The following is a 25543-nucleotide window of genomic DNA, read 5'->3' on the forward strand; positions in this document are numbered from 1 at the left end:
CCGACCCGCCACCCGGCGCAGCGTCGGCCGCCGGCGACGCGTCGGCCACGGCGGCGGACGCCTTCCCGGACGCCTTCGGACGCGGCGCGGCCTTCGGCGCGAGTTGCAGGTCAGTGGGCGCGAACGGCAGTTCGTCACGCCCGAACCGCACCACCACCCACTCGTCGGACGACGGATCGTCGAACCGGACAACCTGCCCGATCTGCCCGGCCACCTGCCCGGCGGCCGAGGTGAACTGAACCTTGGGCTTGCGTCCGGCCTCGACCTGCGTGCGGAGCGTGTCGAGGTCGGCAGTGGACAGCCCTCGGCTGCGGGTGGTCGGCATCCTGCCTCCTCCAAAGCGTTCTTGGGGGAGTTACTACCAGAGCCCCCCGACGAAACCGCGCACCGGGAAGGCCGACATCACAGGTACATCCCGGTCCGCTCCCCGTGCGTCCCCGGTTCGCGCCGCTCCGGCAGTGCCTCCCCGAAGAACACCTTGCCCCCGAAGTCGCCCTGCAACCGGTCGTCGAGCACGTCGGCGAGCCCGGTCATCACCCGGATCGCCGTCGACAGGTGCGTCGGCTGGAAGTCGGTGCCGAACACCGCGACCGCGGCCCAGACCGTGTCGTCTTCCAGGTACAGCCGCCCCACCGGCAGCGTCTTGGTGAGCGCCGACAGTCGCTCGTACAGCCGCTGCGTCGCCCGGACCTCGGTCAACACCGGCGACGACACCTCGACCAGCGGCGGGTCGTCGGTGATCCGGACGAACACCATCGCCGACCCGCTGCGGATCGCGATGTCGCCGTCGGCGTCCACCGGCAACTCGTCCACCGGGCGGGCCAGCAGCTCGGACACGACCGCCCGCACCCGATCCGGCAGCGGAGCCGACGGGTCGTGTGCGGCCGGAGCCGACGCCACACCGGTTCCGGGCACCCGCCGGGCCGCCCCCAACGGCGGCAGCTCCACTTCGCCTTCGAGAGCCGTCGCCGAGTACGTCAGGAACGCCGGGTGCGGGGTGCCGTAGACCTCCCGCAGCGTCCGGATCGCGATCGCGGCCAACCGGCCGGCGTCGGACGTCGGCATCTGCAGGCCGAAGTTGTCGGTCGTGCCGTCGACGACGCCGGGCGGCGACCAGCCGAGCGCGACCAGGTCGGCGATCGCGTGCCGGTCGAGCCGGTGCCCGGGCGGGAGCGCCGCGTTGCCGACGGCCTCGGCGTGCAGCAGGTTCTCGTCGAACATGACGAACTCGACCGTGTAGGTCGCGTCGCCGGTGCCGCCCGCGGTCGGGTCGAGGGTGAGGGTCAGCTGGGTCCCGAGCTCCAGCTCCCGCAGGGCGCCGGCGAGCGCGGTCCGCAGCTCGGCCCAGGCCGCCTCGACCTTCGCACCCAGGTCGACGGTCGTCGGGTCTTCTGGCAGCGGCAACGGCTCGATGATCGGCACGGACGACGTCTCCGAGGAGTCCCCGAGCTCGACGAACCGCTCCAGCACGACCCGGCGCAGCCGTCCGGTGTTCCGGCATCCGCGCAGGTAGGCGAGCTGGGCGTCCAGACCGCGAGGGGGCGTTTCGTGGTCGCCCAGGCCGGCGGCCCGCAGGCCGGCGACCACGTCGGCGCGGGCGTCGGCGTCGTTGGTCAGCCAGCCGTCACGCAGCACCGGCCAGGCGATTCGGACGAAATCGGCGCGCGGCACCGGTCCGAACGTGGCGCTCAGTGCCGCGGCCGGACTGCCCGCCTCTTCCAGCGCGAGTTCGCGCGCTAGTTCGGCGGCCAGCCTGGACGGCACTCGCGACCAGTCGAATCCCGGCATGGCGCCTCCTGTTTCACACGTCCCCACACGGGTGCGCCCCGCCACCCTAGTGCGGCCTCTCCTAGCGCCCATCAGACCACTGGACCCGACCAGGGGTATGACGCGTGGCTGACTCAACAATCCTTCCCTCGCGATTTCACCGCACACTCGTGCGGGATCGGACACGGAACCCACTGGTGAAGGAGTAATGAGAGTCATGCGGTTAGGGGGCGCTCTCCTGACGGCGGCTGCGGTGGCGACGATGCTCACCGGCTGCTCGTCGTCGGACGAGAGCAACGTTCGGACGGCGCTGTCCGAGTACGTCGACGGCTCCACCGCCCGGGTCCGCGACGGCGACCTCGAGGTCACGACGAAGACCAGGGTCACCAAGAAGGACAAGGACGGCAAGAAGAAGACGACGACGAAGACGTCGCACCACACCGCGCCCGACGTGAGCAGCGGTGACGGCTTCACGCTCGTGAAGAGCGGCGACCACTGGCTAGTCAGCGCCGGTATCTAGGAATCGCTCCACGGTCGCGACCTTGCTGGTCAGGCCGTCGGTGACGCCCGGGCGGATGTCGGCCTTGAGCACCAGGCTGACCCGCCCGGCCCCCTCGCCGGCGGCTTCGCAGGCCCGCTTCACGACGTCCATCACCTCGTCCCACTCACCCTCGATCGACGTGAACATCGCGTCGGTGTGATTTGGCAGACCACTCTCCCGGACGACCCGGACGGCGCGCGCGACCGCCTCGCCCACCGACTCGCCGGTCCCCATCGGGCTGACCGAGAACGCCACTATCACGTCAGTCCTCCAGGACGGTGTCGGAGACGCGGTCGGGGTCCCACCCCTCGGCCAGCGCCGCGATCTTGTCCGCGGCCTCCCGCGGGTCCGCTCCCGCGCCCACGGCCAGGCCGAGGAGGTAGGTGGTCAGCGGCGCGGCCGGCCGGGCGACCCCGTGTGCGACGTCCCGAGCCAGGTCCAGCACCAGCGATCGGTCCACCGGGCCTTCCAGGCCCAGGTCCACGGTGACCGCGGCCACCCAGTCGTCCAGCGTGCTCATCCGTCTGCCTCCTTCGATTCGGACGTCTCCCGAGCGAGCGTTTCGGCGATCCGGACGTCGTCGGCATCGTCGCAGTCGAGCCAGGGAGGTGCCCCGCCGGGAGCGGCCGTAACCCGGGCCAGCGAGAGGCGTCCGATCACCCGGCGAAGCGGCGCCCCGCCCGGTGTTCCCTGCTCGGAGACTGCGCCGGCCAGCGAAGACAGCCGGTACACCCCGGCCAGGTACTGGTCCCGTCCGGAACCGTCGACCAGCACCGCTCCGTCGGTCGACGCGGCCGCCGCACGCAGCGACGACACCACCGCCGGGGTGAGGAACGGCAGGTCTCCGGCCAGCAGCGCCAGCCAGGTGATCGGCTGCTGGGAGACGTCCACCAAAGCATTGAGACCGGCGGCCAGGGCCGCGACCGGGCCACCGCCCGGGGGGTTCTCGCGCACCACCAGCACGTCGGCCGGGGCCGGCTGCGGCGGACCCACGACGAGGCGGGGCGCCGCATCGGCGACGGCGGCGAGCACGCGGTCGAGCAGCGAGACGCCGGCGATCAGCAGGCCGGGCTTGTGGACACCGCCCAGCCGCCGGGCCTGACCACCGGCCAGCACCAGCGCCCCGTACGGATCCACGGATCTCAACGTACGCTGCATACTGTCGACCGCAAGGAGGACGCCATGGGCAGGGTGACCGGGCGCCGGCCGGTAATTCGGGTGAACGGCTCGGAACAGACCAGAAGGCCCGACACGCTCGTGGCCGAGGAACCGCTGGAGATCCGGGTCGGCGGCCAGCCGTACGCGGTCACGATGCGGACGCCCGGTGACGATGTGGACCTCGTGCACGGGTTCCTGCTCAGCGAAGGCGTGATCACGTCGGCTTCGCAGGTCGCCGGAGCGCGCTACTGCACCGGCACCGGCCCCGACGGTCAGAACACCTACAACGTGCTCGACGTGGCCCTGGCCGACGGAGTGGCGCCGCCGTCGCCGGACATCGCCCGGAACGTCTACACGACCAGCTCGTGCGGGATCTGCGGCAAGGCCTCGATCGATGCCGTGCGCACGCAGAGTGCGTTCTCGGTGGCCGAGGACCCGTTCCGGATCGGCGTCGACGTGCTGGCCAAGCTGCCCGACCGGCTGCGCGCCGCTCAGCGCGTCTTCGACCGCACCGGCGGGCTGCACGCGGCCGCGCTGGCCGGGGCCGACGGCGAGCTGATCGAGGTCCGCGAGGACGTCGGCCGGCACAACGCGGTCGACAAGGTGCTGGGCTCGGCGCTGCGCGCGGGTTCGACGCCGGCGACCGGGCGGGTGCTGATGGTGTCGGGGCGGGCGTCGTTCGAGCTGGTGCAGAAGGCGGTGATGGCTGGGGTTCCGGCGCTGGCGGCGGTTTCTGCGCCGTCGACGCTGGCCGTCGACCTGGCGGTCGAGGCCGGGCTGACCCTGGTCGGGTTCCTGCGCGGCGAGACGATGAACGTCTACACCGGCGAGCAACGGCTCGTCTTCTAACCGATCTCCAGGATCTCCGGTCCGTCGACCGGTCCGGTCGTCGGCGGCTTCCGTTTCTTGGTGGACGCCTGCTCGGCGTGCTTCTTGCGTCGCGGTCGCAGTTCGACGGTCGTGAGCTGCGCGAGTACCGAGCGGGGAGCCGCCGACAGGTAGTCGTTCGGGAGGACCAGGCCGAGCCAGCCGCCGACCGCGGTGCAGACGCCGCCACCGAGCGCGGCCGGGATCGCGGGCAGCGCGGGGTGGAGCAGCGTCGCGTCGTGGCCCCAGCCGATGAGCGCGGCGGCCGTGACCGCGACGACGAGCACGGCCGGCCAGGCCCGCTGTGCGCGACCGGTGAGCGAGACCGCGGCGTGCCCGGTGGCAGCTCCGATCACGACATAGGACAGGAGCAGGAACAGCGCTGGGAGTACGTCGGGACCATTTGTGGTCACCCAAGCGAGCGCGCTCTCGTAGAGCAGGAGCGCGAGGAACGCGGCCGCCCCTCCGACGGCCCAAGCCCGTGCCATGGCCCGGACGCTAGCGCGAACGCCGTTCGCAAGTCGCGCATTTGATCATTACGGTCGCGCGCTCGGGGAGAGCGACTGGCACGGCGCGCGGCGGTCGATGGCGGCAGGCGGCGCACCTCGAGATCGTCACGGATGCTCATAGCAAGCGGCCGGCCTCGGCCAGGAGCTCGCACTGGCGTCGCCAGTCGCCGGCCGCGAAGCCGATGACCAGGTGAGTCGCTCCGGCTCGGGTGTATTCGGCTATGCGTTCGGCGGCCTGGGCGGGCGAGCCGGTGATCGGGATCTTCGCGGCCCGCTCCGGGGCGTGCCCGTAGGCCGCGCTCAGCCGAGCGCCGATCTCGGCGGCGGTCGGCCCGCCGTCCCCGAGCATGCCGGTAGCCCCAATCGCCACCACCGGCCGCCCGCCGCTGCCCCCGAGACCGCCGCCGCCGGCGAGCTCGGTCAGGCGGCGGACGCCGGCGGCTAGTTCGTCGGCCTCGATCACACTCGGGAACCATCCGTCGCCCAAGGTCGCGGCCCGGCGGATCGCCACCTCCGACGCGTTTCCCACCCAGAACGGCGGCCTCGGCACCGCCGGGGTCAGCCTCACCTCGGCGCGCTCGTCGGGGAGGAACACCGGACGCCCGGCCAGCAGATCCGGCAACAACCGCAGCGCCGTGTCCGTCCGACGCCCGCGCTCCCGGTACGGAACACCGGCCGCCGCGAACTGCGCCGCCCCACCACCGGACCCGATCCCGAGCACCAGCCTGCCACCCGCCACCACCTGCAGGCTCGCCACCTGCTTCGCCGCCAGCGCCAGCGGCCGGATCGCCGGCACGAACACGCTGACGCCGACCCTGATCCTCGACGTCACGGCGGCCGCGACCGCCAACGCGACCGTCGGATCGAGCGACGGCGACCCGGTGGCCAGGTGATCGCCGTGCCAGACGCTGTCCAGCCCGACGTCTTCGGCGTGCGCGGCGGCCACCGCCAGATCCAACTCCCGCGGAAGAATCACTCCCAGTTCCATGACCCAGCACTCTCCGACCTGCAGCGCACTTGAGGTCAAGGGCCTACGGTCGGCGACGTGGACCTCGAGTACCTACGGACCCACCCGGAGACGATCCCGCGGCTGGTCGAGCACCAACGGATCCGGATCACCCCGCTCGGCGGCGCGAAGGGCGGCCGGATCGAACGCTGGACGCTCGACGACGGCACCGACCTGTTCGCCAAGGTCGCGGCCGAGCCCGACGACGGGCTCCCGGCCGAGGGACGCTCGCTGCGCTGGCTCGCCGAGCCCGGCGTCGCGGCCGTGCCCGACGTGCTGACCGCGATCCCGGAGATGCTGGTCACGCGGTGGGTCGAACGCGGCCCGGCCACGGCCGACGGCGCCGAACAGTTCGGACGCCAACTCGCGGCCCTGCATACCACCGGGCCGGCCCTCTTCGGCGCCGACGCCGACGGAGTACTGGCCACGCTCCCCCTCCCGAACACCCCCGAACCAGACTGGCCGACGTTCTACGTGAAACATCGGTGCCTGCCGTTCCTCCGCCTCGCCCGCGACACCGGAGCACTCTCCGCCGCCGACACGGCCACGATCGAGGCGGCCATCGGTCGAATCCCCGAGAACGCCGGACCCCCCGAGCCCCCGGCCCGGCTGCACGGCGACCTCTGGTCCGGCAACCTCCTACCGGGCCGGGTGGACGGCGTCGAGGCCTGGTGGCTGATCGACGCGGCGGCCTACGCCGGTCACCGCGAGACCGACCTGGCCATGTTGCAACTGTTCGGCGCCCCTCACCTCGACCGCATCCTCGGCGCCTACCAGGAAGCGACCCCGCTGGCCCCCGGCTGGCGCGACCGCGTCGGCATGCACCAGCTCCACCCCCTGCTCGTCCACTGCGTCCTGTTCGGAGCCGGGTACGCGGCCCAGACCGTCGCCGCGGCTCGGACGATCACGCGCTGAGGTTCTCGGTGATCCGCTGGAGCGTCGCCACCGTCGTCCGGTAGTCGTCGTCGGACAGGCCGTCGGTCGTCCGACGGCGGAGCGCGCCGACCTCCTCGCGCAGGCCCGCGAGCGCGTCCTCGCCCAGGGTGGTCAGCGCGTACGAACCCTGCACCCACCCCAAGCGGGTGAGGTCCGCGAGCGCCGATCCGAGGCCGAACGGCGCGAGCGAAGCCTCCAGCGCATCCTCCGACCGTGGTGCCTCGGCCAGCAGGTTCAGGACCTGCCAGTGCCGCCGCCCGACCCCCCGTGCTCCCAGCGCACGATCGAACGACTCGTCGATCAGCCGGTCGACGCTCTTCACCCAGTACCCGATCGGTCGCTCCATCGCCATCTCCATGTAATAAGACAACTAGTTGTATGAGAGTATGCACTCGATGGACGAGCCTCTGCACCAGATCGAGCGAGCGATGGTCGCGATAAGGCGCCGGGCGACCCGCCGCACACTCGCCGGCGCCCACGCCGCCGGCCGCCCGAACGACCCGATCTACGACGTCCTCGACGTGGTCGAGGCGGAAGCCGACGCGGCGACCGTCACCACCGTGGCGACCGCCCTCCAGGTCGACCAGCCCCGGGCCAGCCGCCTGGTCGCGGCGGCCGTCGAGGCCGGCCTGATCCGCCGGGTCGCCGACCAGTCCGACGGACGCCGAGCCCGGCTGGAACGCACCGACCAGGGCCGCGCGGCCGCCGAGCACATCCACGCCTACCGGAGGGACGTCTTCGACGGAGCGATGTCCGGCTGGTCCGACGACGACCGGGCCACGTTCGCCCGCCTGCTGACCAGCTTCGTCGCTCAGCTGCCGGGAACGACCAGGCCGCTCTCGTAGGCCAGCACCACGAGCTGCGCCCGGTCCCGCGCCGCCAGCTTGAACAGCAACCGGCTGACGTGCGTCTTCACGGTGTTCAGGCTGACGACGAAGTGCTCGGCGATCTCCGCGTTCGACTTGCCCGCCGCGACCTGGACCAGCACCTCCCGTTCGCGTTCGGTCAACTCGTCCAGACCGGCCGGAGCGGAGGTGACCGGGCGGGAGGCCGACCGCCGGACGAACTCCGCCACCAGGCGGGTCGTGACCCGCGGGGTCAGTAGGGCCTCGCCCTCGGCCACCACCCGGATCGCGGCGACCAGGCCCTCCGGCGGGGTGTCCTTGAGGACGAAGCCGCTCGCCCCGGCGCGCAGCGCCGCGAACACGTGCGCGTCCTCGCCGAACGTGGTGACGATCAGGACGCGGGCGTCGTCGACGACGTAGCGGGTGGCCTCGAGCCCATCCATGACCGGCATTCGGATGTCCATCAGCACGACGTCCGGGTGGAGCGCCCGGGTCTGGCGGACGGCCGTGGCCCCGTCGGCCGCCTCGCCGACCACGGTCAGGCCGGGTGAGGCCTCCAGCAGCACCCGGAACCCGGCCCGGATCAGCGCCTCGTCGTCGGCGATCAGGACGCGGATCGGGTCAGCCACGAGAGGCCCCGGTCGGGAACCGGGCCACGACCGCGAAGCTGCCGTCGGGCCGGGGACCCGCGACGAGGGTCCCGTCGTGCAGCGCGGCCCGCTCCCTCATGCCGACGAGTCCGAAGCCGGCGCCCTTCCGCGGCGGCTGCGGGTCTCCGGCGGAGTTCACGACCGAGACCGTGAGTTCATCGTCGTCGCAGGTCACGTCCACCGTGGTCGGGACGTGGCCGGCGTGCCGGACCACGTTCGTCAGTGCCTCCTGCACCACCCGGTAGGCCGACTCTTCGACCAGCGGCGGCGCACTCACCGCGCCGACGTGGAGCACGATGTCGTAGCCGTCGGCGCGCAGGCGCTCGACCAGCTCGGGCAGGTCGGCCAGCGTCGGGGCGTCGACCGAATCCTCGTCGCGCACCGACTTCAGCACCGTGCGCAGCTCGTCGAGCGCGGTCCGGCTCGCGGTCTCGATCGCGCCGAGCGCGGCGCGCGCCTCGTCCGGCCGTTGATCGAGGACCACCCGGGCGACCCCGGACCGCACCGCGATCATGCTCAGCGTGTGCGACACGATGTCGTGCACGTCGGCCGAGACCCGCAGCCGCTCCTCGGCCCGGATCCGGCGGTCCGCCTCGGCCCGCAGCCGCTCCTCGTACTGCCGCCGCGTCTGCACGACGTACCCGGCCAGCCAGGCCGGGATGGCCAGGACCAGCTGGACCGCGTCCTGCTCGGTACCGGGGTGGATCGCCATCGCGATCAGCTCGCTCGCGGTCACCGCGGCGACCGCTCCGCCGGCGATCGCCAGCGATCGCCGCCACGGCAGTTGGTCGGCCACCGTCAGCACGGCGACGACGAGCGCGGGCCCGGCGTTGCTGACGTACAACGTGAAGCGGACGTCGCTCAGCGCGCCGACGATGAGCACGGCCGACACCGCGGCCAGCACCAGCACGGGGGCACGGCGCCGGAGGGCCAGCGGCGCGGCCGCCAGCAGCCCGAGCCCGACGATCGCCGCCGTCGGCCCGTGACCCGACGCCGCTCCGGCCAGGATCGGCCCCGTGTAGAGCACGAAGCTGCCCACGGCCAGGGCGACGTCGATCAGCCCGATGTTCGGCTTCCTCATGCGATCGACGCTAATGAGCACCCTGGTAGGGGGTCGTCACTCCAGAGAATGACGGCACTGATCACCACCTGGTGCGACGCCTCGACGGCCGCCCGGCGCCAGGGTCGACGGCATGACTCCTCGACTCTCTCGTCCCGCCCTCGTCGTCGCCGGCGTCTCTCTCGCGGCCGGGCTGCTCAGCGGCTTCGCCCTCTACGGACGCTCGCCGGAGAAGGCCCACGTCGACGGCACCGCCGCCTGGATTCCGCACTTGATCATCACCGCGGTGGTCGTCGTCTGGTTCGTGCTGGCCGCTCGTCGGAGTCCGTACGGGTGGCGGGTGGTGCTGGCGCCGCTGGCCCGGGCGACCAGCCAGCGCGTCCTGGCCACGTTCCGCTCGGTCGCCGGTCCGGTCGGTCTGCTGCGCTGTCTGGCCGTCGCGTTTCTGCTGTTCTTTGAGGCGTATCTGGCCTGGCGGATCGGGACCCAGGTGATCGCCGGGCTCGATCCGAACTTCACCGCGAACGCCTGGGGCGGCCCGGGTTACGTAGGCGCGCTGTACTGCCACTACATCGACGGCGCGCTGATCTGCACGGTGTGCCACCTGCTGTTGATCGCGGTGACCCGGCCGTCACGTGACCGGCAGCACCAGGACGCGTAGGAGGCGCTCGGCGTCGGCGTCCGGGTCGTTGGTGAGGCCGGTGTGCACCGGCCCGGGCTGGATCACCGTGCTCCGGGGCGCGGTGAGCCAGCGGAACCGGCGTCCGATGTCGTCCTCGCCCGCCGGACCGGTGGGCGAGGGCGAACACGTCTCCGCGGCCGCCTGCAGCGCCCGTTCGATCGCGTCGAGGTCGGCGGCCGGGTCGAGCGCCCGGAGGCGGTCGCGGTCCAGGTGGACGCGGGAGCCGAGGTAGCTGAGCGGGCGGCTGTAGAGCAGCACCCCGGCATTGATCGACTCACCCCGCTCGACCCGCGGCACCACCCGCAACACCGCGTACTCGAACACGTGCCGCTGAGCCGCCCCGGCGGCCGTCACTTCGACCCCTCCAGCCAGGCCGGACGCTGCGAGGCCACGCCACGGCGGGTGCCGCGGGCGGTGGCGGCCTGCTCGACCAGCGGCGGGAGCCAGGCCGGGCGGGCGTCCAGGCGGGCCTGCAACCGGCCGACGTAGGCCTCGCGGACCGCGTCCACCGAGTCGAAGCCGGGTTCGTCGGCCAGCCAGACGTCCGGGACCTCGTCCACCGCGGCCCGCAGGGCCTGCTCCGTCACCAGCGGACTCAGCGCAGCGTCGGCCGCGTCGAGGGCGGCCGGTTCGCCGCCGGCCGGAGCGCACGCGATCAGCGCGTGCTGGGACGCGTCGTAGGGCCGGTCGGCCGACTTCGCCGCCCCGGGCCAGTTGTGGTGGAAGGTCAGCGTGGCCCCGTGGTCGATCAGGTACAGATGGCCGTGCCAGTAGAGCATGTTCGGGTTCCGCCACGAACGGTCGACGTTGCCGACCAGGGCGTCGAACCAGAGCACGCGGCCGGCCAGTCCCGGGTCGACGCCGAACGCGGTCGCGTCGAAGTCCAGCGCCCGGGGCAGGTAGTCCAGGCCGAGGTTCAGCCCGGCGCTCGCGCGCAGCAGGTCCTGCACCTCCTGGTCGGGCTCCCCACCCGCCAGCGCGGGATCGACCTCGACCGTGACCAGGTCGGGCACCGGCAGGCCGAGCGTTTTCGCCAGCGTGCCGCAGATGATCTCGGCGATCAGCGTCTTCCGGCCCTGACCGGCGCCGACGAACTTCACCACGTAGGTTCCGAGGTCGTCGGCCTCCATCAGGCCGGGAAGCGACCCACCCTCGCGGAGCGGCGTCACGTAGCGGACGGCGGTGACATGGGGGAGCACAGTCCCCGAGCCTAGGCCGCGCCTACGGGACGACGATCCGATAGTGCGTGGTGAGCCGCCCGTCGTCGGACAGGACGTGGAACGCGATGCTGGGTGGCAGGTCGAGGTCCATGACCTGGTCGCTCTCCCAGGGCAGTAGCAGGGTCGAGACGACGCCGGGGGCGATCAGCAGCGGCCGGCCCGCGAACGTGGACGCCGCCGCGGTGTGCGCGTGACCGGTGAGGACGGCTCTCACCTGGGGAAAGTCGGCCAGCACGGTAGCCAGGCGCCGCTCGTCGCCCAGCTTGATGGCGTCCAGATAGGGCTGGTGCACCACGACGGGCGGGTGGTGGAACGCGACCAGGGCCGGGACGTCGTCCGGGAGGTCGGAGAGGGTCGCGGTGATCCAGGCGAGCGTCTCGTCGGCGAGGCGCCCCTCGCTGCGGCCGGGGATCGACGAGTCGCAGAGCAGGAGCGCGGTGCCGCCGACGTGGTGCAGCCGGTTGATGGGCTCGTCGGAGCCGCTCGGGTCGCCGTGCAGCACCGCGCGGTAGGCCGGGCGGCGGTCGTGGTTGCCGGGGCAGTGCAGTAGGCGGTCGCGCCCGGCGAACAGCTTGGCCGCCTCCTCGTACTCGGCCGGTTCGCCGTGGTCGGCGATGTCACCGGTGACCAGGATCGCGTCGACCGGGCGGCGGAGCCGGTCGAGGTAGTCGAAGACGGCGCCGGCCCGGCGGGCGGCGCGCGGGCCGCCGTCGAAATGGAGGTCGCTGACGTGCGCGATCAAGGTCATGAGCGGCAGCGAAGCACGGACCGGCGCGGTCGATCGGCCGTTTCACGGGAAACATGAACTCTCGGCGAGCGCTGCCCGTGCCTGTTGGGCCCGGCCGGGGCGGTGAGGGCGCTCCGGCCGGGCCCGTCGCCGCTTGCGACGGCGGTCGCAGGCGGACGACAAGCCGACTGCAAGCGGGTCCGCGCAGTGTTCCGGGTGTCACCCCGACCCGGAAGGAATCCCTCATGACCCGCCCGATCGACGTCCGCCCCCGCACCGCAGGCGAGCCCGTTCCCGACATCATCGGCATGAAGCTGGCCCACCGCGTGATGCTCGAGGACGCGGCCCGGCTGACCGCGCTGGCCGAGGCCCTGGCGGCCGGCCGCACCCGCTGCGACGCGACCCGGGCCAAGGCGGTGGCCGCGTACGTGACGGACTTCGCCGACTCCGTGCACCACCACCACACCGCCGAGGACGACATCCTGTGGCCGGTGATCGAGGCGTCGGCCGGGCCGCACGTCGACCTCACCGCGCTGACCGACGACCACAGCGCGCTCGACCCACGGCTGGACCAGCTCCGTGCGGCGGCGATCCGATTCGCGGCGAGCCCGGGCGAGGACACCGCGACCGTGCTCGCGGTCGGCCTGGCCGAGCTGCGTGACCTGCTCGACGAGCACATCGCCGACGAGGAGGTGTCGGTCTTCCCGGTGATCGAGGAGTACGTGTCGGTCGCGAACTGGAAGGAGGTCGAGACGCGGATCCAGAAGCGCGCGTCGCTGACGTTCGAGGCCCCCCGGGTGGTCGCGGCGATGACGCCCGAGGAGTACGCCGCTCTCCGGGCCGAGGCCCCGCTGCCGATCCGGATCATGATCAAGCTGCTGGTCCCTCGATTCGCCAAGCGCGAACGCCTGGTCTTCGCCGGGTGACGCCCACGCGGGCGTCAGAAACCGAGCGCTCGGAGTTCGTCCGCCACCCGGTCGTGGACCCGCTCCGCGCCGGCCCGGTGGGCGGCGGCCGCGGTGGTGTCGCCGAGCAGGTCGGCCACCGCGGCCAGCGCGTCGTCGACCGGGCCGACCGGCATCGTGCCGGAATCGAGCCCGGCGACCCGGCCCGCGTACGGCACCAGCGCGTCCCGGGCGGCGGTCGCCTCGGCCACGTCGCCGAGGCGGACGGCCGTGTGCGCCCGCAGCGCCATGGTCACCAGCCAGTAGTAGTCCCGGGCGACCGTCGGCGCCCGGACCGGCCAGGCGGCCCGCGCGTCCGCCTCGCGCCCGGCGTCCAGCAGGATCAGGACCACGACCTCGGTGAGCGCGCCCGGCAGCGCGCCGTGCAGCCAGATCGCGTCGGCCTCCATCGGCGAGAGGTCGCCGCGGGCGAACCCGGCCGCGAAGCGGCCGACCATCGCCATCAGCCCACCGTTCGTCGCACCCGCCTCGGCCAGCCGGGCCGCGACCGTCTCGTACCGCTCCCGGCCCTCGTCGAACCGGCCGGCGAGCACCAGCAGCACCCCGGAGAAGATCCCCAGCACCCCGACCAGGTGCCCCAGCTGACCGCTGTTCGACAGCGCGATCGCCTGGTCGACGTGCGCTTTCGCCTGCACCAGGTCGGTGTGCGCGGCCGCGGCCAGGAACAACAGCCAGTGCGCGACCGCCTGGTACTCCACCAACCCGGCCGCGGTCGCGACGTCGAGCAGCTCCGCGGCCAGCGCGTCGCGCTGCTCGACCAGGTCCGGCCCGAGCGACTGGTACGTGCGCACGTTGAGCGCCTCGCACAGCAGCCTCGGGTTCCCCTCGGCCCGGGCCAGCTCGAGCGCTTCCGCGCTCGCGCGCAGCGCCTCGTCGTCGTCCTCGCCCTCGATCTCCCGGAACAGCGCGGTCAACAACGTGATTCGGACGCTTCGCGGAAGCGCGTTCCCGTCCTCTAGTTTCACGTGAAGCAGCTCGATCAGCTCGGGGCTGACCGTGCTCTGATCGCGGACCCGCCACACGAGCGGGGCGTCCCAGGCCGCCAGCGCGGCGACCAGACGGTCGTCGTCACCGCGCCCGACGGCGATCCGGACCGCGGTGTGCTGCTGGGCCCGCGCGGTCACCGCGTCACCGGCTCTGGCGTGCGCGGAGATCGATCCGAGCAGCAGGTCGAGCAGGTCCGCGTCGGTCCGGGTGCCGGACAGGTCGTGCAGCCGGACCGCGGTGGCCCACTGGCGGGCGGCTTCACCGAGTGCGCCGAGCGACTCGGCCGCGCGGGCCGCCGCGACGACGTACCCGATCGCGTCGTCGGCCGTGGCGGCACTCGCCGACGCGACCGCGTGGTGGGCGAGCGTCGTCGCGTCGGCCCGCTGGGCGGCCAGCGTCTGCAGCGCGGCGGCGTGCAGGCGGGTCCGGCGCAGGACCGGGGTGTCGGCGTACAGCGTGTCGCGGATCAGCGCGTGCGCGAACCGCACCCGGCCCGGCGCCGGCTCGTCGAGCAACCCGGCCAGCACCGCGCTCTCCAGGGCGTCGATCACCTCGTCGGGATCGCGGTGGGCGACGTCGGCCAGCAGGTCGACGTCGACCTCACGACCGAGGACCGCAGCCTGACGCAGGACGGTCACCGACGGACCGGGCAGCCGGGCGATCCGGCGGCGCAGGACGTCGCCGACGCCGGTCGGGACCGTCTCGCGGGCCGCCGCGGTGCCCTCGGCGGCCATCAGCCGGGCCAGCTCGCGGACGAACAGCGGGTTGCCGCCGGTGCGCTCGCGCAGCAGCGCGATGACCTCGCCGTCGACGTGCGGAAGCCCGGCGGTGCGGGCGAGCTGCTCGATTCCGGTGTCGTCGAGGCCGGTCAGCGACTCGCGGTGAGCGCTGGCGACGGCGAGCGCGGCGCGGGTGGCGGCGAGCTGGTCGTCGGCCTCCGAGGCCCGGTAGGTGGCGAGCACGACGACCGGCTCCGGCCCGATCTGGTCGACGATCTGGCGCAGCAGTTGGAGCGTGAGGCCGTCGGCGCGGTGGACGTCGTCGAGCACGACCAGGACCGGGGCGCGCTCCGCGGCCGCGGTGACCTGCGCAGCCACCGCGCGGGCCAGCCAGAACGCATCTCCGGCCGAGCCCTCGGCCGGTCGGTCGGCGAGCAGGGGCGCGAGTGACGGGTGGTCGGCGTCACCGGGGAGCGCGCGGACGACCTCGCTCCAGGCCCAGGCGGGCGGAGCGCCGTCGACCTCGGGGCAGCGGCCCCAGGCGATCTGCCAGCCCTGGCTCCGCAGGTGGGCGGTGATCGCCTCGGCGAGGGTCGTCTTGCCTGCCCCGGCCTCGCCGGCGATCCAGACGACGCCCGCACCGGCCCGGCCGTCGATGGTCTGAAGAATGCGGCCGGCCGCCGGGGAGGGCGCGGGGTCGCCGGACGCTGGGGTGGCCGACGCGGGGGTGGCGGACGCGGGGGCAGCCGGGTCGGGGGCGGCCACGCGGGCCGGGCGGGCCGGGCGGGCTGGGGCGAGCAGATCCGGGGACTGGGCCAGCATCGCCGACTCGAGATCGCGCAGCGCCGGGCCGGGATCGATGCCCAGTTCGTCGGCCAGGTGGCGGCGGGCCCGGCGCAGCGTCGCCAGCGCGTCCGCCTGACGTCCGCTGCGATAGAGCGCGAGGCTCAGCAGCCGGACGGCGTCCTCGCGGGTGGGGTGGTCGTGCAGGTGACGTTCCAGGTCCGGCACGAGCACTGCGGCCTCGCCGAGCGCGAGCTCGGCGTCCGCCCGGCTCTCCAGGGCCACCAGACGCAGACCGTTCAGCCGGGTGATCTCGGGACCGGCCCAGGACGTGTCCGCGGCCTCGGCGTAAGCCGGGCCGGACCAGCAGTCGAGCGCTTCGGTCAGCAGTGCACTGCGGGTCGCCGGATCGGCGGTGGCCTGGGCCCGGGTGAGGAGCGCGTCGAAGCGCCAGGCGTCGACCGCGTCGTCGGGGAGCGCGAGCGCGTAGCCCGGAGCGGCGCTGACCAGGACGGTCGCGGCCGTGCGGCGGGCCCGGTCGGGCTCCAGCGCGCGTCGCAGGTGGGAGATGTGCACCTGGAGCGTGGCCAGGGCCTTGGGCGGCGGCTCGCCCTCCCAGAGGTCGTCGATCAGACGGTCGGTCGAGACCACGTGGCCGCCGGCGACCGCGAGCCGGGCGACGACCGACCGCTGACGAGGTCCACCCAGGTCAACGGGGACGCCGTCGAGCGTGGCCCGCACCGGACCGAGCACCGACAGCGAGGGGGTCACGAGTGGAGAACATAACCCGGAACGGGTTCAGACGGTCGGGTCGGCCGGAATGCTCAGGCAGGACAGACCGCTGACGTCGAGCCAGGTGCCGCTCGGGGTGGTGACGAGGCTGAGCAGCTCGGAGCCGCAGCCGCGACAGCGCATGACCAGGCCGGGCCCACCGAAGTAGACGCGGGTGTCGGCGAGCATCGACGTGCGACCGCACGTGGAGCACTGGCCGCGGACGGTCGTCGGCTCGACCGCGAGCAGCTCCTGGAGCGGACCGGCGGCGGCGTTGCCGTCGACGTAGCCGTAATCGGTCTCGGTCTCCACGGGGGTCATCTTGCCGCGTGCGGGAGCGGCCGTCGAGCGTCAGTTGTCCGTGTCCGTGGGGTGCAGGCGTTTACTTCGGCTGAGCAGGGCAGCGACGGCGGGCGCCAGCAACAGCATGACGAGCAGCCGCAGGACCTGGACCGTGAGGATCAGCGTGGTGTCGGCGCCGGTGCTGGTGGCGGTCGCGAGCACCGCGTAGAGGCCGCCCGGTGTCGTGGCCAGGTAGCCGTCGAGCGGGGACGCGCCGGCCAGGCTCAGCAGCGGGATGCCGACCGCGGCGGTGGCCACGATCAGCGCGACGACCAGCGTGATCGCCAGTGGGAGGACGCGGCGGACGGCCTTGAGGCTCTCGCGGGTGAACGAGAGGCCGACCTGGAGCCCGATCAGCGCGTAGGCGACCTGTTCGACGGGGCCGGGCACGGTGGCGTGGGCGGAGAGGCCGGTGGCGGTGAGGACGGCGGCCAGGACCATCGGGCCGAGCAGGGAGACGGCGGGGATTTTCGGGAGATATCTCGCCAGGAGGAGGCCGGCGGTCACGCAGACGGCGGTGAAGAGCAGGCTCCCGTGCTGGGTGGGCAGTTGAGCGGGGCCGTGGTGGCCGGCCGGGAGCGCGCTGGCCACCGCGGGCATGGCGACGACGATGATCAGCACCCGCAGGTACTGGACGACCGCGACGACGCGCTGGTCGGCGCCGAGTTCCGAACTGATCGCGGTGAGCCCCGACGCACCACCGGCGACCAGGGAGAACGACCCGGTGATCGGGTCGAGGTCTCGGTGCAGGCCGAGCAGGATGCCGCCGAGGACGCTGATCACGAGCGTGGCCAGGGTGGCGGCGAGAACGATCAGCCAGTCGCTCGCCAGCGCGCCGATCGCGCTCGGCTGGACCAGTGCGCCGATCAGGACGCCGATGCAGGCCTGGGCGAGCCGGTTGGCGAGGCTCGGGAGTTTGACCGGCGGATGGTCGGGCCAGCGGGACCGGAACGGACGGACCGAGACCACGACGCCGACCAGTAGCGCGGCGAACAGGGTCGCGGAGGGGAGCCCGAGGGCGGTGAACGCGTAGGCGAGGGCGGTAGTCGCGGCGGCGACGAAGATCCAGGTTCTCAGCGTGGTTTCTTCTCCGAGCGAAGCGTGGTTCTTTTCGGGGCCAGCGCGTTTTTTTAGGGCTGGACGAGCCGCCGGAGCCAGCGGGCCTGCCATGGGGTTTCCACGGCGTGGCGGTCGTATTCGCGGCGGACCCAGGAAACCGCTTCGGCCGGAGGCAGGCCGTCGAGGATGGCCAGCGCGGCTATCGCGGTGCCGGTCCGGCCCCGGCCGCCACGGCAGGCGACCTCGACGAACTCGCCCGCATGGGCGCGACGGAGTCCCTCGGCCAGCGCGTCGATCGCGTCGGCCCGGTCGCGGGGGATCCAGAAGTCGGGCCAGTCGATCCGGCGGTGCGGCCAGGGTGGGAGCGGGCCCGGGGCGAGGGCCAGCAGGAAGTCGGCCGGCGTCTCAGGGGCGTCACGCAGGCGCCGACCGCGAATTCTGGCGCCGGACGGCAGTTCCATGGCTCCATTTTGTCAGGGGGTCTGGGCACTCTGTCGGCGTGACTGAGCCACAGCTGATTCGGGCCGGGTACGACTCTCTCGCCGTCGACTGCGCCGATCATTGGGCCGACGAGCTCGACACTCGCCCCGTCGACCGCGCGATCGTCGACGCGTTCGCCGAGCTCGTCGGCAGCGGCCGAGTGGCCGACGTCGGGTGTGGGCCGGGGATCAAGACCGCTTATCTGCACGAGCGGGGCCTCGACGCGTTCGGTATCGATCTGTCGCCACAGATGGTCGCGGTCGCTCGGGAGCGGCATCCGCACGTGCGGTTCGAGGTCGGCACGATGCTCGCGCTCGACGTCCCGGACGCCTCGCTGGCCGGCGTCGCGGCGATGTTCTCGATCATCCACGTCACCGAAGACCGGCTGCCGACGGTGTTCGCCGAGTTCGCGCGGGTGCTGGCGCCGGGCGGCCAGGTGCTGCTGGTGTTCCAGACCGACGCCGAGACGCTGCACAAGTCCGAGGCGTTCGGCCGGCCGATCGACATCGACTTCCTGAGGCACCCGGTGGAGCTCGTCGTCGACCTGCTGTCCGCGGCCGGATTGGCCGTGCACGCGCGCCTGATCCGTGAGCGGGACGAGACGATGACCGCCCGCTACGCGTACCTCCTCGCGCGGAAGGAGGAGTAGGAGAGCTGCCAAGATGGGCGGATGGCAGGTCTTTCGCGGTCGCGCATCGTCGAGGCCGCGATCGCGTTGCTCGACGAGGCGGGGGAGAGCGGGCTGACGTTTCGGGCGTTGTCGGCCGCGTTGAAGACCGGGCCGGGGGCGATCTACTGGCACGTGGCGAACAAGAGTGAGCTGCTGGTGGCGGCTACCGAGGCAGTGCTGGAGGCGGTGCTGGAGGCGCCGCCGGGGCCTGGGCCCGAGGGGCCGCGGGGGCCTGAGGGGGCGATCCGGACGTTGGCGCTCGGGGTGTTCGATGCGATCGATGCTCATCCGTGGGTCGGTACCCAGGTCGCCCGGCCGGAGTCGCAGCCCATGGCGCTGGCGATCTTCGAACGCTTCGGGCAGCAGATCCAGGTGATCGGCGCGCCGATCGAGGCTCAGTTCGACGCCGCATCGGCGCTGCTGTACTACACGCTCGGCGTCGCCGGGCAGAACGCCGCGAACGCCCGCGCCCAGGATCCGGGCACGAGCCGCACCGACGTCCTGGCCGGCGCCTCGGCCGAGCTCGACCCGGCCGACTTCCCGTTCCTCCACGCCGTCGCCGGTCAGCTCCGTGACCACGACGACCGGGCTCAGTTCCTGGCCGGCGTCGACCTGATCCTGGCCGGTATCCGCAGCTCAGCCCGGTAGGACGCGGAAGACGTTGCCGTCCGGATCGGCCAACCGGTCGGAGCCCTCGACGCGCGTCGCGCCGAGCGACAGCAACCACCCGACGTCGGCCGAGGAGAGCTCGAACCAGATCCGGTCGGGACCGGTCCGCGGCATCAACGGCGGGCCGCCCCAGGAAATTTTCGGGCCGCCCTGCGGTGACTGGATCGCGGTCTCCTCACCCTGGTCCCAGACCAGCGGCCAGCCGAGCGCCGCGCTCCAGAACTCGCCTACCTGCCGGGACCCGTCGCAGGCCAGCGCACCGATGAACCCGCAGCCGGCGAGGAACTGGTTGCCGGGCTCGATGACGCAGAACTCGTTGCCCTCCGGGTCGGCGAGCACGACGTGCCCCTCTTCTGGCCGCTGTCCGACGTCGACGTGCCGGGCCCCGAGCCGGAGCGCCCGCGCGACCGTTTCGCGCTGGTCGTCGAGCGAGGTGCTCGTCAGGTCGAAGTGGGCGCGGTTCTGGCTCGTCTTCAGGGTTGTCGTTCTTTCGAACTTGGTGGTGAACCCGGGGTTCGGACCCAGTAATTCGGCCCAGAATCGCTCCTGCCGCTCGGGATGGAGCGCAGCGAAGCAGATCGCGGAGAGGCTCATCCCAGCTTTGTACCCGTCCAGACCGCCACGGTGTCGATCGCTCGGGTGATGACCTCGTCCGGCACCGCTCCGCGCTGCATGGCCGTCCGGTAGACCAGCGGCCCGATGAGCAGGGCGGCGGCATCGGCCGGTTTCACGGCCGGTTGCGCCTCGCCGGATTCGGACGCCAGCCTCAGCGCCACGCCGACCCGGTCGTTGAGGTTCGCGACCGACGCGTCGCGCTGTTTGGCGATCTCGACGTCCCACAGCGCCCCGTGCATCAGCGTCAGCGTGACCGCCGCGACCTCGGGTTGGGCCATCTCGTCGGCCAGCCCGCGGAGCTCCCGGTGGAGCCAGGCCCGCACCGGGGTCCGCGGTTCCCGGAACCACGGCAGGTCCGACCCGGACATCGCGTCGAGCAGCAGCGCTTCGGTGCGCGCCCAGTGTCGGTAGACGGTGGCCCGCCCGACGCCGGCCTGTTCGGCCACCCGCTGGTGGGTGACCGCGGTGGGTCCGTGGCGGAGCAGCAGTTCGCGAGCGGCGGCCAGGATCGCCTCCCGGCTGCGGGTCGCGCGTGGGTCTGTCTGCTTCACGAGACCGATTCTATGAGACACGTTGACTCATGTCGTCTACTCTCTGAGACATGATGTCTCAGAAATCGATAGCCCTGGTGACCGGCGCGACCGGGGGTATGGGTCGCGTGCTGGTGAGGTCGCTCGCCGGGGCCGGCAACACGGTCGTGGCGGTTGCCCGGAGCGCGGCCCGCGCGGACGAGCTCCGAGAGGCGGTCGCACCGTTACCCGTGGAGGTGCTGATCGGGGATCTGTCTTCGCGCGACGACGTGTTCCGGCTGGCTCAGCGGTTCACGACGCTCAACCTGTTGATCAACAACGCCGGTGCGCATTTCCGTCATCGGACGGTCAACGCTGACGGCATCGAGATGCACGTGGCCGTCAACTATCTCGGTGGATATCTGTTGACCGAGTTACTTCGCCCGGCGCTGCTCGCGGGGGCGCCGGCTCGGGTCGTGAACGTCGTGTCGGCGTCGCTGGCCGACACCCGGCAGGTCAAGATCCGTCGTCGGCCCCGGCCGGTCGGCCTCGGCGACCTCCGCGCGCTCACCGACGTCAACCCCGAGGCCGGTTTCACGGCCTACGCGCGGTCCAAGCTCCTGACACTGATGGCCGGCTACCGGCTCGCGGAGGAACTCGACGGAACCGGTGTGACGGTCAACTCCGTGCATCCCGGGGTCGTCGGCACCGACATCGTCGACGACATGACTCCGGCGTACCTGAGGCTGTTCGGCGGCTTGATCAAGCGGTCGTTGCTGACGCCCGAGGAGGGGGCCGCGTCGATCCTTCGCGTCGCCGGTCTATCGGGTGTGACCGGCCGGTATTTCGACCGGGACGTCGAGGCACGATCGTCGGAGGTGTCGTACGACCGGGCTCTTCAGGAGCGTCTTCTGGCGATCAGTCGGCCCTATCTTTCGTGAGCGGGGTCACACGCGTCGGCGGGGAATGATCGGGCGGCCCTCGTGCTTACATGAGGTGCCGGTTCGGTCCATGCCCCCGGGCCTCACCATTCGCCGCTGCGAGCGGCCACTCGCCGAGAGGCGGCTGCCGGGCCGGCACTGACGTTCCTTCGGGCGCGGTCTCAGTTCGAGTCCGCGCCCGAAGAAGTTTTCAGGCGAAGCCGTTCAGGCGGAGCCGTTTTAGGCGAAGCCGGCTGTTCGGAAGAGCCCGTAGCCGACCGCCGCGAACGGAACCGCGAGCAGCAGGGCCGCTCCGCGCCGAGGCCAGGGCGCGCGGAACAGCAGGGCGAGCGCGATCCCGATTCCGACGTCGAGCAGCGTCGCTTCCAGGCTCTCGGACACCCGGTACGACGGATCACCGAGGCGACCCGCGTACAGCAGCGCCTCGGCGAACAACACCGCGGGCGGAACGGCGAGCGCGGCGATCTGCCACCGGTCCGTCCGGCGCGCGACAACTCCGGCCGCACCGAAGATCACGCCCGCGATCAGGCCGAACGTCGTCCACGTCGGGCTCCACAGCGCGCCGATCCGATCGTGCTGAATGAGGAACGCGGCCAGGTAGTAACTCGGCACCGCGACGACGAGCAGCCCGACCGCGGCCGGGATCGCCCAGCGACCACCCACCCAGTACGCGAACAGGAACGCCGCCACCGCCCAGACCGCGCTGGAGTTGCCCAGACCGCCGAGCGCGGACGGCACGAACTTGATCCAGACGAAGTCCAGGAAGCCGAGGAGGAACCCGGCCACCAGGGTCGTCGCCGGGAGCCGCCACCCATTACGGAATCGCATGCCGTCACGGTCGCAGCAGACCCACCCGTCCCGCGTCTGCCGCGTCGGGTATATCGGTATCCGTCCAACGACCTACGTGTGCGAGAGCGACCAACCTTCGTGTGGGAGACCGACCGATCGACGTGTGCGAGAGCGACCGATCTAGGTGTGCGAGAGCGACCGACCGACCCACTCGGCCATCAGCGCGCGCTCGGCGTCAGTGAGGGCGGGCAGATCGTCGATCACGGTTCCGAAGGTCACCGCTACCGCGCTCACGTCGCCCTCCGGCGTCACCGGGGCCGAGCCGAGGATGCTGGCGCACACGGCGTCGAACATCGCGTCGGCCAGGTCGAGGCTCCGTCCCTCGGCCGGCATCGACAGCAGCGTGAGGATGCTCCCGACCCCGGCGGCCTGGATCATCTGGAACGCGCGCTCCTCGTCGACGCGCAGCAGCCCGGCCTGGGCCAACCGGTGCACGCGCCGGCGCAGCACGGCCGAGCCCGCAGCGACCGCGGGCGAGGTCCGCTCGGGGTTGAACAGGAGCGTGAACAGCCCGGGGTTGGCCAGCCCGAACTCGGTGTTGACCCGCCACCCGGCCCGCAGGTCCACGACCGGGTCTTCGTCGACCGAGACCGACTTCGAGGCGACGTACGTCGACATGACGTGCTCGGCCACGGCCTCGACCAGCCCGTCCTTGTCGCCGAACAGGCGGTAGATCGTCGGCGCCTGCACGCCTGCGGCCTGCGCGACCGCGCGTGTGGTCACTCCGCGGGGGCCCTCTTCGCGGAGGATTCGTGCAGCGGCCTCAATGATCGCGTCACGCGTCTCCGAGGACATAAAACGATGCTAACGCGAAAACGTTAGCGCCTTGAACTGTTCGGTCTGCTGACGGATCCCGACCTCGGTGGGCAGTCGCTCGATCGACGACGCCCCGAAGAAGCCCACGACGCCCTCGGTGTTCGCGAGCACGTACTGGGCGTCGGCCGGCTCGGCGATCGGGCCGCCGTGGCACAGGCACAGGATGTCGGGGTTGATTCGGCGGGCGGCGTCCGCGAGGGCTTGGACCCGTTCGGCGGCCTGGTCCAGGGTGAGCGCGGTCTGCGCCCCGATCGTCCCGGACGTCGTCAGGCCCATGTGCGGTACCAGGATGTCCGCGCCCGCCCGAGCCATGTCCGCGGCCTGCTCCTCGTCGAAGACGTACGGCGCGGTCAGCAGATCCATCTCGTGGGCCGCCCGGATCATGTCGACCTCGAGCCCGAACCCCATCCCGGTCTCTTCGAGGTTCGCCCGGAACACCCCGTCGATCAGCCCGACCGTCGGAAAGTTCTGCACCCCGGCGAACCCGATGTCGCGCACCTGGCGCAGGAAGTGCGGCATCACCCGGAACGGATCGGTGCCGCACACGCCGGCCAGCACTGGCGTCCGCGATACGACCGGGAGCACCTCGTTGGCCATCTCGAGCACGATCGCGTTCGCGTCCCCGTAGGGCAGCAGGCCGGACAGCGACCCGCGGCCGGCCATCCGGAAGCGCCCCGAGTTGTAGATGATCAGGAGGTCGATGCCGCCGGCCTCGGCCGACTTGGCGGTGATGCCGGTGCCCGCGCCCCCGCCGATGATCGGCCGGCCCGCCGCCACCTGGGCCCGGAACCGATCGAGCACGTCCTGCCTGTTCATGCTTTCTCCTTGATGAACGCGTCCAGCGCGTCGGCGGCCGCCGCGCCGAAGCCGGTGTCGTTGATCGCCTGGTCTCGCTCGACCACCGACACGGACGAGCCGGCCAGCCCGGTCCGCAGGGCGTCGAACAGTGCCTCGTCCGCCTTCGGGTCGCGGAACGGGCCACCGTCGACGTCGATCGCGCTCACCCCGCGCAGGGGCAGGACCAGCGTTACCGGGCCGGTTGCGGCGCTCAGTTTGCGGGCGATCCGCCGGCCCAGCTCGGCCATTTCGTCCGGCGTCGTGCGCATGAGCGTGACCGTGGGGTTGTGGACGAACAGGTTCCGGTGCTCGAACTCGGCCGGCACGGTGTCGCGCGGCCCGAAGTTGACCATGTCGAGCGCGCCGACGCTCACCACCTGGGGCAGGCCTCGGTGCCCGGCGATCTCCAACCGGTGCGGGCCCGCGCTGAGTACGCCGCCGACCAGGTCGTCGGCCAGTTCGGTCGTCGTCAGGTCGCAGACCCCGGCTAGTAGGCCGCTCTCGATGAGCTTCTCCATGGCCCGCCCGCCGGTGCCGGTCGCATGGAACACCAGGACCTCGTACCCGAGGTCGGTGAGGCGTGCGCGCGCTTCGTCGGCGGCTGGGGTCGTGACGCCGAACATCGTCAGGCCTATTAGGGGCTTCTTGCCTGTTGGCGTCTTTAGGCCGGTTGGCGGGAGTTGGCCGGTTGGCGGGAGTTGGCTTGTCGGCGGGAGCTGGCCTGTTGGAGGCTGCTGGTTTGGTGCCGGTAGTCGTTGTTCGTAGGCGGCTGCCATGCCGGCGATGCCGGCCGCGGCGTTGCCGAGGACGGCCTCCGACACGGAGTTGATGCCGGCCACGTCTACTACCGAGTACATCAGCGTCGCGTCCACCTCGCCGACGTACGGCTGTACGTCGCCGCTGGCCATCGTCGAAACGAGCAACTTGGGGACGCCGATGGGCAGCGCCTGCATGGCCGGCGCCGCGACCGAGGAGCCACCGGAGCCGCCCACGGCGAGCAACCCGTGCAGCCGCCCTGCGTCGAAGAGCCGGCGGACGACGATGGCCGCACCGGTGCCCATGGCGGCCATCATCTCGCCGCGGTCGCGACGGCTTCGGAGGTCGGCCGGGTCGACGCCAGCCGCGCTCAGCACGTCGTCGGAGCTGACGTGGCCGGGGCTGGCGGTGGCGGGGCTGGAGCTGGCGTCGTCGGAGCCGAGGTAGTCGGGGCTGGCGGTGGCGGGGCTGGCGTGGCCGGGGCTGAGGTGGTCGGAGCTGGCGTGGTCGCGGCCGGCGGGGCCTGAGCTGGCGTCGTCGGGATTGGTGGCGGGGCTGGCGTTGGCAGGGCTGGCGTCGTCGGGATTGGTGGCGGGGCTGGCGTGGTCGGGGCTGGCGTTGGCGGGGCTGGGGTCGTCGGGGGTGGGGTTGGTGGGGGCGGAGCTCGCGTTGGGGAGTGGGCTGGTCGAGAACGAGCCGACATCGATCGTGATCACGTCGGCGCCGTACTCGCGCAGCCGATCGCGGAGCCAGGCGTACTCGTCGCCTTTGGTGTCGAACGTGCCGAGCAGACCGATGGTCGGCATG

General features: G+C 72.3%; 31 protein-coding genes and 1 pseudogene. 9 read left to right on the forward strand and 23 right to left on the reverse strand.

Annotation, left to right across the window (positions count from 1 at the left end):
• Positions 1-325: pseudogene (locus tag FL583_RS41210) on the reverse strand (hypothetical protein); the annotation flags it as partial.
• A gap of 77 nt (positions 326-402) precedes the next feature.
• Positions 403-1788: a T3SS (YopN, CesT) and YbjN peptide-binding chaperone 1 gene (locus FL583_RS31715; protein ID WP_205752642.1), complete on the reverse strand. Its 1386-nt coding sequence runs from the start codon at positions 1786-1788 to the stop codon at positions 403-405.
• A 196-nt stretch (positions 1789-1984) separates the two neighbouring features.
• Between FL583_RS31715 and FL583_RS31720 the strand changes: the two genes are divergently transcribed.
• Complete coding sequence (locus FL583_RS31720) at positions 1985-2287, forward strand: hypothetical protein (RefSeq protein ID WP_142708560.1); 303 nt, start codon at positions 1985-1987, stop codon at positions 2285-2287.
• Here FL583_RS31720 and FL583_RS31725 read toward each other — a convergent pair.
• From FL583_RS31725 to mobA, 3 genes are read right to left on the reverse strand one after another with little or no spacing between them, the layout of a single operon-like run.
• Positions 2267-2569, reverse strand: coding sequence for an MTH1187 family thiamine-binding protein (locus FL583_RS31725; RefSeq protein WP_142708561.1), 303 nt, complete (start codon positions 2567-2569; stop codon positions 2267-2269). The genes FL583_RS31720 and FL583_RS31725 overlap by 21 nt on opposite strands.
• Position 2570: 1 nt before the next feature.
• On the reverse strand, positions 2571-2828 hold the full coding sequence (locus tag FL583_RS31730) for a DUF6457 domain-containing protein (protein ID WP_142708562.1): 258 nt from the start codon (positions 2826-2828) through the stop codon (positions 2571-2573).
• Positions 2825-3445, reverse strand: coding sequence for a molybdenum cofactor guanylyltransferase (mobA, locus tag FL583_RS31735; protein WP_240746881.1), 621 nt, complete (start codon positions 3443-3445; stop codon positions 2825-2827). Before mobA ends, FL583_RS31730 begins: the two co-directional genes overlap by 4 nt.
• Before the next feature lie 45 nt (positions 3446-3490).
• Between mobA and fdhD the strand changes: the two genes are divergently transcribed.
• Positions 3491-4315 carry a formate dehydrogenase accessory sulfurtransferase FdhD gene (gene fdhD / locus FL583_RS31740; protein WP_142708563.1) on the forward strand — a complete coding sequence of 275 codons (825 nt, stop codon included), beginning with the start codon at positions 3491-3493 and terminating at the stop codon, positions 4313-4315.
• Here fdhD and FL583_RS31745 read toward each other — a convergent pair.
• A complete protein-coding gene (locus FL583_RS31745) occupies positions 4312-4821 on the reverse strand; it encodes a hypothetical protein (protein WP_142708564.1) in 510 nt (169 codons plus the stop codon). The genes fdhD and FL583_RS31745 overlap by 4 nt on opposite strands.
• Before the next feature lie 136 nt (positions 4822-4957).
• Positions 4958-5830, reverse strand: a complete 873-nt coding sequence (locus FL583_RS31750) for an LLM class flavin-dependent oxidoreductase (protein WP_142708565.1) — start codon at positions 5828-5830, stop codon at positions 4958-4960.
• Between the two features lie 57 nt (positions 5831-5887).
• Here FL583_RS31750 and FL583_RS31755 point away from each other — a divergent pair, with 57 nt between their 5' ends.
• Entirely contained in the window at positions 5888-6763 is an 876-nt protein-coding gene (locus FL583_RS31755; RefSeq protein WP_142708566.1) for a fructosamine kinase family protein, read from the forward strand.
• Here the strand turns inward: FL583_RS31755 and FL583_RS31760 are convergent.
• Positions 6753-7130, reverse strand: a complete 378-nt coding sequence (locus FL583_RS31760) for a MarR family transcriptional regulator (RefSeq protein WP_142708567.1) — start codon at positions 7128-7130, stop codon at positions 6753-6755. The two genes, FL583_RS31755 and FL583_RS31760, sit on opposite strands and share 11 nt — an antisense overlap.
• A 49-nt stretch (positions 7131-7179) precedes the next feature.
• Between FL583_RS31760 and FL583_RS31765 the strand changes: the two genes are divergently transcribed.
• Positions 7180-7629 (forward strand): MarR family winged helix-turn-helix transcriptional regulator, encoded by a 450-nt coding sequence (locus FL583_RS31765; RefSeq protein ID WP_142708568.1) that lies wholly within the window; start codon positions 7180-7182, stop codon positions 7627-7629.
• Here FL583_RS31765 and FL583_RS31770 read toward each other — a convergent pair.
• Entirely contained in the window at positions 7596-8258 is a 663-nt protein-coding gene (locus tag FL583_RS31770; RefSeq protein WP_142708569.1) for a response regulator, read from the reverse strand. The genes FL583_RS31765 and FL583_RS31770 overlap by 34 nt on opposite strands.
• A complete protein-coding gene (locus FL583_RS31775; protein ID WP_142708570.1) occupies positions 8251-9360 on the reverse strand; it encodes a sensor histidine kinase in 1110 nt (369 codons plus the stop codon). The genes FL583_RS31770 and FL583_RS31775 overlap by 8 nt, the downstream gene beginning before the upstream one ends.
• Before the next feature lie 112 nt (positions 9361-9472).
• Here FL583_RS31775 and FL583_RS31780 point away from each other — a divergent pair, with 112 nt between their 5' ends.
• Positions 9473-10000, forward strand: a complete 528-nt coding sequence (locus FL583_RS31780) for a hypothetical protein (protein WP_142708571.1) — start codon at positions 9473-9475, stop codon at positions 9998-10000.
• Here FL583_RS31780 and FL583_RS31785 read toward each other — a convergent pair.
• The 3 genes from FL583_RS31785 to FL583_RS31795 are packed head-to-tail and all read right to left on the reverse strand — an operon-like array spanning position 9971 to position 11989.
• The gene (locus tag FL583_RS31785) at positions 9971-10375 is read right to left on the reverse strand and encodes a DUF3037 domain-containing protein (RefSeq protein ID WP_205752643.1); all 405 of its coding nucleotides are present in this window, start codon (positions 10373-10375) and stop codon (positions 9971-9973) included. The two genes, FL583_RS31780 and FL583_RS31785, sit on opposite strands and share 30 nt — an antisense overlap.
• Positions 10372-11220 (reverse strand): HipA family kinase, encoded by an 849-nt coding sequence (locus FL583_RS31790; RefSeq protein WP_142708572.1) that lies wholly within the window; start codon positions 11218-11220, stop codon positions 10372-10374. Before FL583_RS31790 ends, FL583_RS31785 begins: the two co-directional genes overlap by 4 nt.
• 22 nt (positions 11221-11242) lie before the next feature.
• Positions 11243-11989 carry a metallophosphoesterase gene (locus tag FL583_RS31795; protein WP_142708573.1) on the reverse strand — a complete coding sequence of 249 codons (747 nt, stop codon included), beginning with the start codon at positions 11987-11989 and terminating at the stop codon, positions 11243-11245.
• A gap of 224 nt (positions 11990-12213) precedes the next feature.
• Between FL583_RS31795 and FL583_RS31800 the strand changes: the two genes are divergently transcribed.
• Positions 12214-12894 carry a hemerythrin domain-containing protein gene (locus tag FL583_RS31800; protein WP_142708574.1) on the forward strand — a complete coding sequence of 227 codons (681 nt, stop codon included), beginning with the start codon at positions 12214-12216 and terminating at the stop codon, positions 12892-12894.
• Between the two features lie 14 nt (positions 12895-12908).
• Here the strand turns inward: FL583_RS31800 and FL583_RS31805 are convergent, their stop codons facing one another.
• The 4 genes from FL583_RS31805 to FL583_RS31820 are packed head-to-tail and all read right to left on the reverse strand — an operon-like array spanning position 12909 to position 18055.
• The gene (locus tag FL583_RS31805) at positions 12909-16193 is read right to left on the reverse strand and encodes an ATP-binding protein (RefSeq protein ID WP_205752644.1); all 3285 of its coding nucleotides are present in this window, start codon (positions 16191-16193) and stop codon (positions 12909-12911) included.
• 27 nt (positions 16194-16220) lie between these two features.
• Complete coding sequence (locus FL583_RS31810; RefSeq protein ID WP_205752645.1) at positions 16221-16505, reverse strand: DUF6510 family protein; 285 nt, start codon at positions 16503-16505, stop codon at positions 16221-16223.
• Between the two features lie 39 nt (positions 16506-16544).
• The gene (locus tag FL583_RS31815) at positions 16545-17705 is read right to left on the reverse strand and encodes an AbrB family transcriptional regulator (protein WP_142708576.1); all 1161 of its coding nucleotides are present in this window, start codon (positions 17703-17705) and stop codon (positions 16545-16547) included.
• Positions 17666-18055 (reverse strand): protein-tyrosine phosphatase family protein, encoded by a 390-nt coding sequence (locus FL583_RS31820; RefSeq protein ID WP_142708577.1) that lies wholly within the window; start codon positions 18053-18055, stop codon positions 17666-17668. The genes FL583_RS31815 and FL583_RS31820 overlap by 40 nt, the downstream gene beginning before the upstream one ends.
• A gap of 38 nt (positions 18056-18093) precedes the next feature.
• On the opposite strand from FL583_RS31820, the gene FL583_RS31825 reads away from it, so the two are divergent.
• Together FL583_RS31825 and FL583_RS31830 are read left to right on the forward strand one after the other, a co-directional pair.
• Complete coding sequence (locus FL583_RS31825) at positions 18094-18723, forward strand: class I SAM-dependent DNA methyltransferase (RefSeq protein ID WP_142708578.1); 630 nt, start codon at positions 18094-18096, stop codon at positions 18721-18723.
• A gap of 21 nt (positions 18724-18744) precedes the next feature.
• Positions 18745-19392, forward strand: a complete 648-nt coding sequence (locus FL583_RS31830; RefSeq protein WP_142708579.1) for a TetR family transcriptional regulator — start codon at positions 18745-18747, stop codon at positions 19390-19392.
• Here FL583_RS31830 and FL583_RS31835 read toward each other — a convergent pair.
• Together FL583_RS31835 and FL583_RS31840 are read right to left on the reverse strand one after the other, a co-directional pair.
• Entirely contained in the window at positions 19381-20007 is a 627-nt protein-coding gene (locus FL583_RS31835) for a VOC family protein (RefSeq protein ID WP_142708580.1), read from the reverse strand. The two genes, FL583_RS31830 and FL583_RS31835, sit on opposite strands and share 12 nt — an antisense overlap.
• Positions 20004-20579 carry a TetR/AcrR family transcriptional regulator gene (locus tag FL583_RS31840; RefSeq protein WP_205752646.1) on the reverse strand — a complete coding sequence of 192 codons (576 nt, stop codon included), beginning with the start codon at positions 20577-20579 and terminating at the stop codon, positions 20004-20006. The genes FL583_RS31835 and FL583_RS31840 overlap by 4 nt, the downstream gene beginning before the upstream one ends.
• Positions 20580-20629: 50 nt before the next feature.
• Here FL583_RS31840 and FL583_RS31845 point away from each other — a divergent pair, with 50 nt between their 5' ends.
• Positions 20630-21478 carry an SDR family NAD(P)-dependent oxidoreductase gene (locus FL583_RS31845; RefSeq protein ID WP_142708581.1) on the forward strand — a complete coding sequence of 283 codons (849 nt, stop codon included), beginning with the start codon at positions 20630-20632 and terminating at the stop codon, positions 21476-21478.
• A 219-nt stretch (positions 21479-21697) separates the two neighbouring features.
• Here the strand turns inward: FL583_RS31845 and FL583_RS31850 are convergent, their stop codons facing one another.
• The 4 genes from FL583_RS31850 to FL583_RS31865 all read right to left on the reverse strand — a co-directional run bounded on the left by FL583_RS31850 (position 21698) and on the right by FL583_RS31865 (position 25542).
• Positions 21698-22306, reverse strand: a complete 609-nt coding sequence (locus FL583_RS31850) for a DUF6518 family protein (RefSeq protein WP_142708582.1) — start codon at positions 22304-22306, stop codon at positions 21698-21700.
• A 141-nt stretch (positions 22307-22447) separates the two neighbouring features.
• On the reverse strand, positions 22448-23122 hold the full coding sequence (locus tag FL583_RS31855; protein ID WP_142708583.1) for a TetR/AcrR family transcriptional regulator: 675 nt from the start codon (positions 23120-23122) through the stop codon (positions 22448-22450).
• 9 nt (positions 23123-23131) lie between these two features.
• Entirely contained in the window at positions 23132-23959 is an 828-nt protein-coding gene (locus FL583_RS31860; protein WP_142708584.1) for a phosphoenolpyruvate hydrolase family protein, read from the reverse strand.
• The gene (locus tag FL583_RS31865) at positions 23956-25542 is read right to left on the reverse strand and encodes a Tm-1-like ATP-binding domain-containing protein (RefSeq protein ID WP_142708585.1); all 1587 of its coding nucleotides are present in this window, start codon (positions 25540-25542) and stop codon (positions 23956-23958) included. The genes FL583_RS31860 and FL583_RS31865 overlap by 4 nt, the downstream gene beginning before the upstream one ends.
• Position 25543: the final 1 nt, after the last annotated feature.

Source organism: Cryptosporangium phraense, assembly GCF_006912135.1.
Taxonomy (GTDB): domain Bacteria; phylum Actinomycetota; class Actinomycetes; order Mycobacteriales; family Cryptosporangiaceae; genus Cryptosporangium; species Cryptosporangium phraense.

Coding starts and splice junctions, on each gene's coding strand:
- FL583_RS31715 (WP_205752642.1), bottom strand. CDS start 1,788: ATGCCGGGATTCGACTGGTCGCGAGTGCCGTCCAGGCTGGCCGCCGAA.
- FL583_RS31720 (WP_142708560.1), top strand. CDS start 1,985: ATGCGGTTAGGGGGCGCTCTCCTGACGGCGGCTGCGGTGGCGACGATG.
- FL583_RS31730 (WP_142708562.1), bottom strand. CDS start 2,828: ATGAGCACGCTGGACGACTGGGTGGCCGCGGTCACCGTGGACCTGGGC.
- fdhD (WP_142708563.1), top strand. CDS start 3,491: ATGGGCAGGGTGACCGGGCGCCGGCCGGTAATTCGGGTGAACGGCTCG.
- FL583_RS31745 (WP_142708564.1), bottom strand. CDS start 4,821: ATGGCACGGGCTTGGGCCGTCGGAGGGGCGGCCGCGTTCCTCGCGCTC.
- FL583_RS31750 (WP_142708565.1), bottom strand. CDS start 5,830: ATGGAACTGGGAGTGATTCTTCCGCGGGAGTTGGATCTGGCGGTGGCC.
- FL583_RS31760 (WP_142708567.1), bottom strand. CDS start 7,130: ATGGAGCGACCGATCGGGTACTGGGTGAAGAGCGTCGACCGGCTGATC.
- FL583_RS31765 (WP_142708568.1), top strand. CDS start 7,180: ATGGACGAGCCTCTGCACCAGATCGAGCGAGCGATGGTCGCGATAAGG.
- FL583_RS31775 (WP_142708570.1), bottom strand. CDS start 9,360: ATGAGGAAGCCGAACATCGGGCTGATCGACGTCGCCCTGGCCGTGGGC.
- FL583_RS31780 (WP_142708571.1), top strand. CDS start 9,473: ATGACTCCTCGACTCTCTCGTCCCGCCCTCGTCGTCGCCGGCGTCTCT.
- FL583_RS31795 (WP_142708573.1), bottom strand. CDS start 11,989: ATGACCTTGATCGCGCACGTCAGCGACCTCCATTTCGACGGCGGCCCG.
- FL583_RS31800 (WP_142708574.1), top strand. CDS start 12,214: ATGACCCGCCCGATCGACGTCCGCCCCCGCACCGCAGGCGAGCCCGTT.
- FL583_RS31815 (WP_142708576.1), bottom strand. CDS start 17,705: ATGGCAGGCCCGCTGGCTCCGGCGGCTCGTCCAGCCCTAAAAAAACGC.
- FL583_RS31820 (WP_142708577.1), bottom strand. CDS start 18,055: ATGGAACTGCCGTCCGGCGCCAGAATTCGCGGTCGGCGCCTGCGTGAC.
- FL583_RS31830 (WP_142708579.1), top strand. CDS start 18,745: ATGGCAGGTCTTTCGCGGTCGCGCATCGTCGAGGCCGCGATCGCGTTG.
- FL583_RS31835 (WP_142708580.1), bottom strand. CDS start 20,007: ATGAGCCTCTCCGCGATCTGCTTCGCTGCGCTCCATCCCGAGCGGCAG.
- FL583_RS31845 (WP_142708581.1), top strand. CDS start 20,630: ATGATGTCTCAGAAATCGATAGCCCTGGTGACCGGCGCGACCGGGGGT.
- FL583_RS31850 (WP_142708582.1), bottom strand. CDS start 22,306: ATGCGATTCCGTAATGGGTGGCGGCTCCCGGCGACGACCCTGGTGGCC.
- FL583_RS31855 (WP_142708583.1), bottom strand. CDS start 23,122: ATGTCCTCGGAGACGCGTGACGCGATCATTGAGGCCGCTGCACGAATC.
- FL583_RS31860 (WP_142708584.1), bottom strand. CDS start 23,959: ATGAACAGGCAGGACGTGCTCGATCGGTTCCGGGCCCAGGTGGCGGCG.
- FL583_RS31865 (WP_142708585.1), bottom strand. CDS start 25,542: ATGCCGACCATCGGTCTGCTCGGCACGTTCGACACCAAAGGCGACGAG.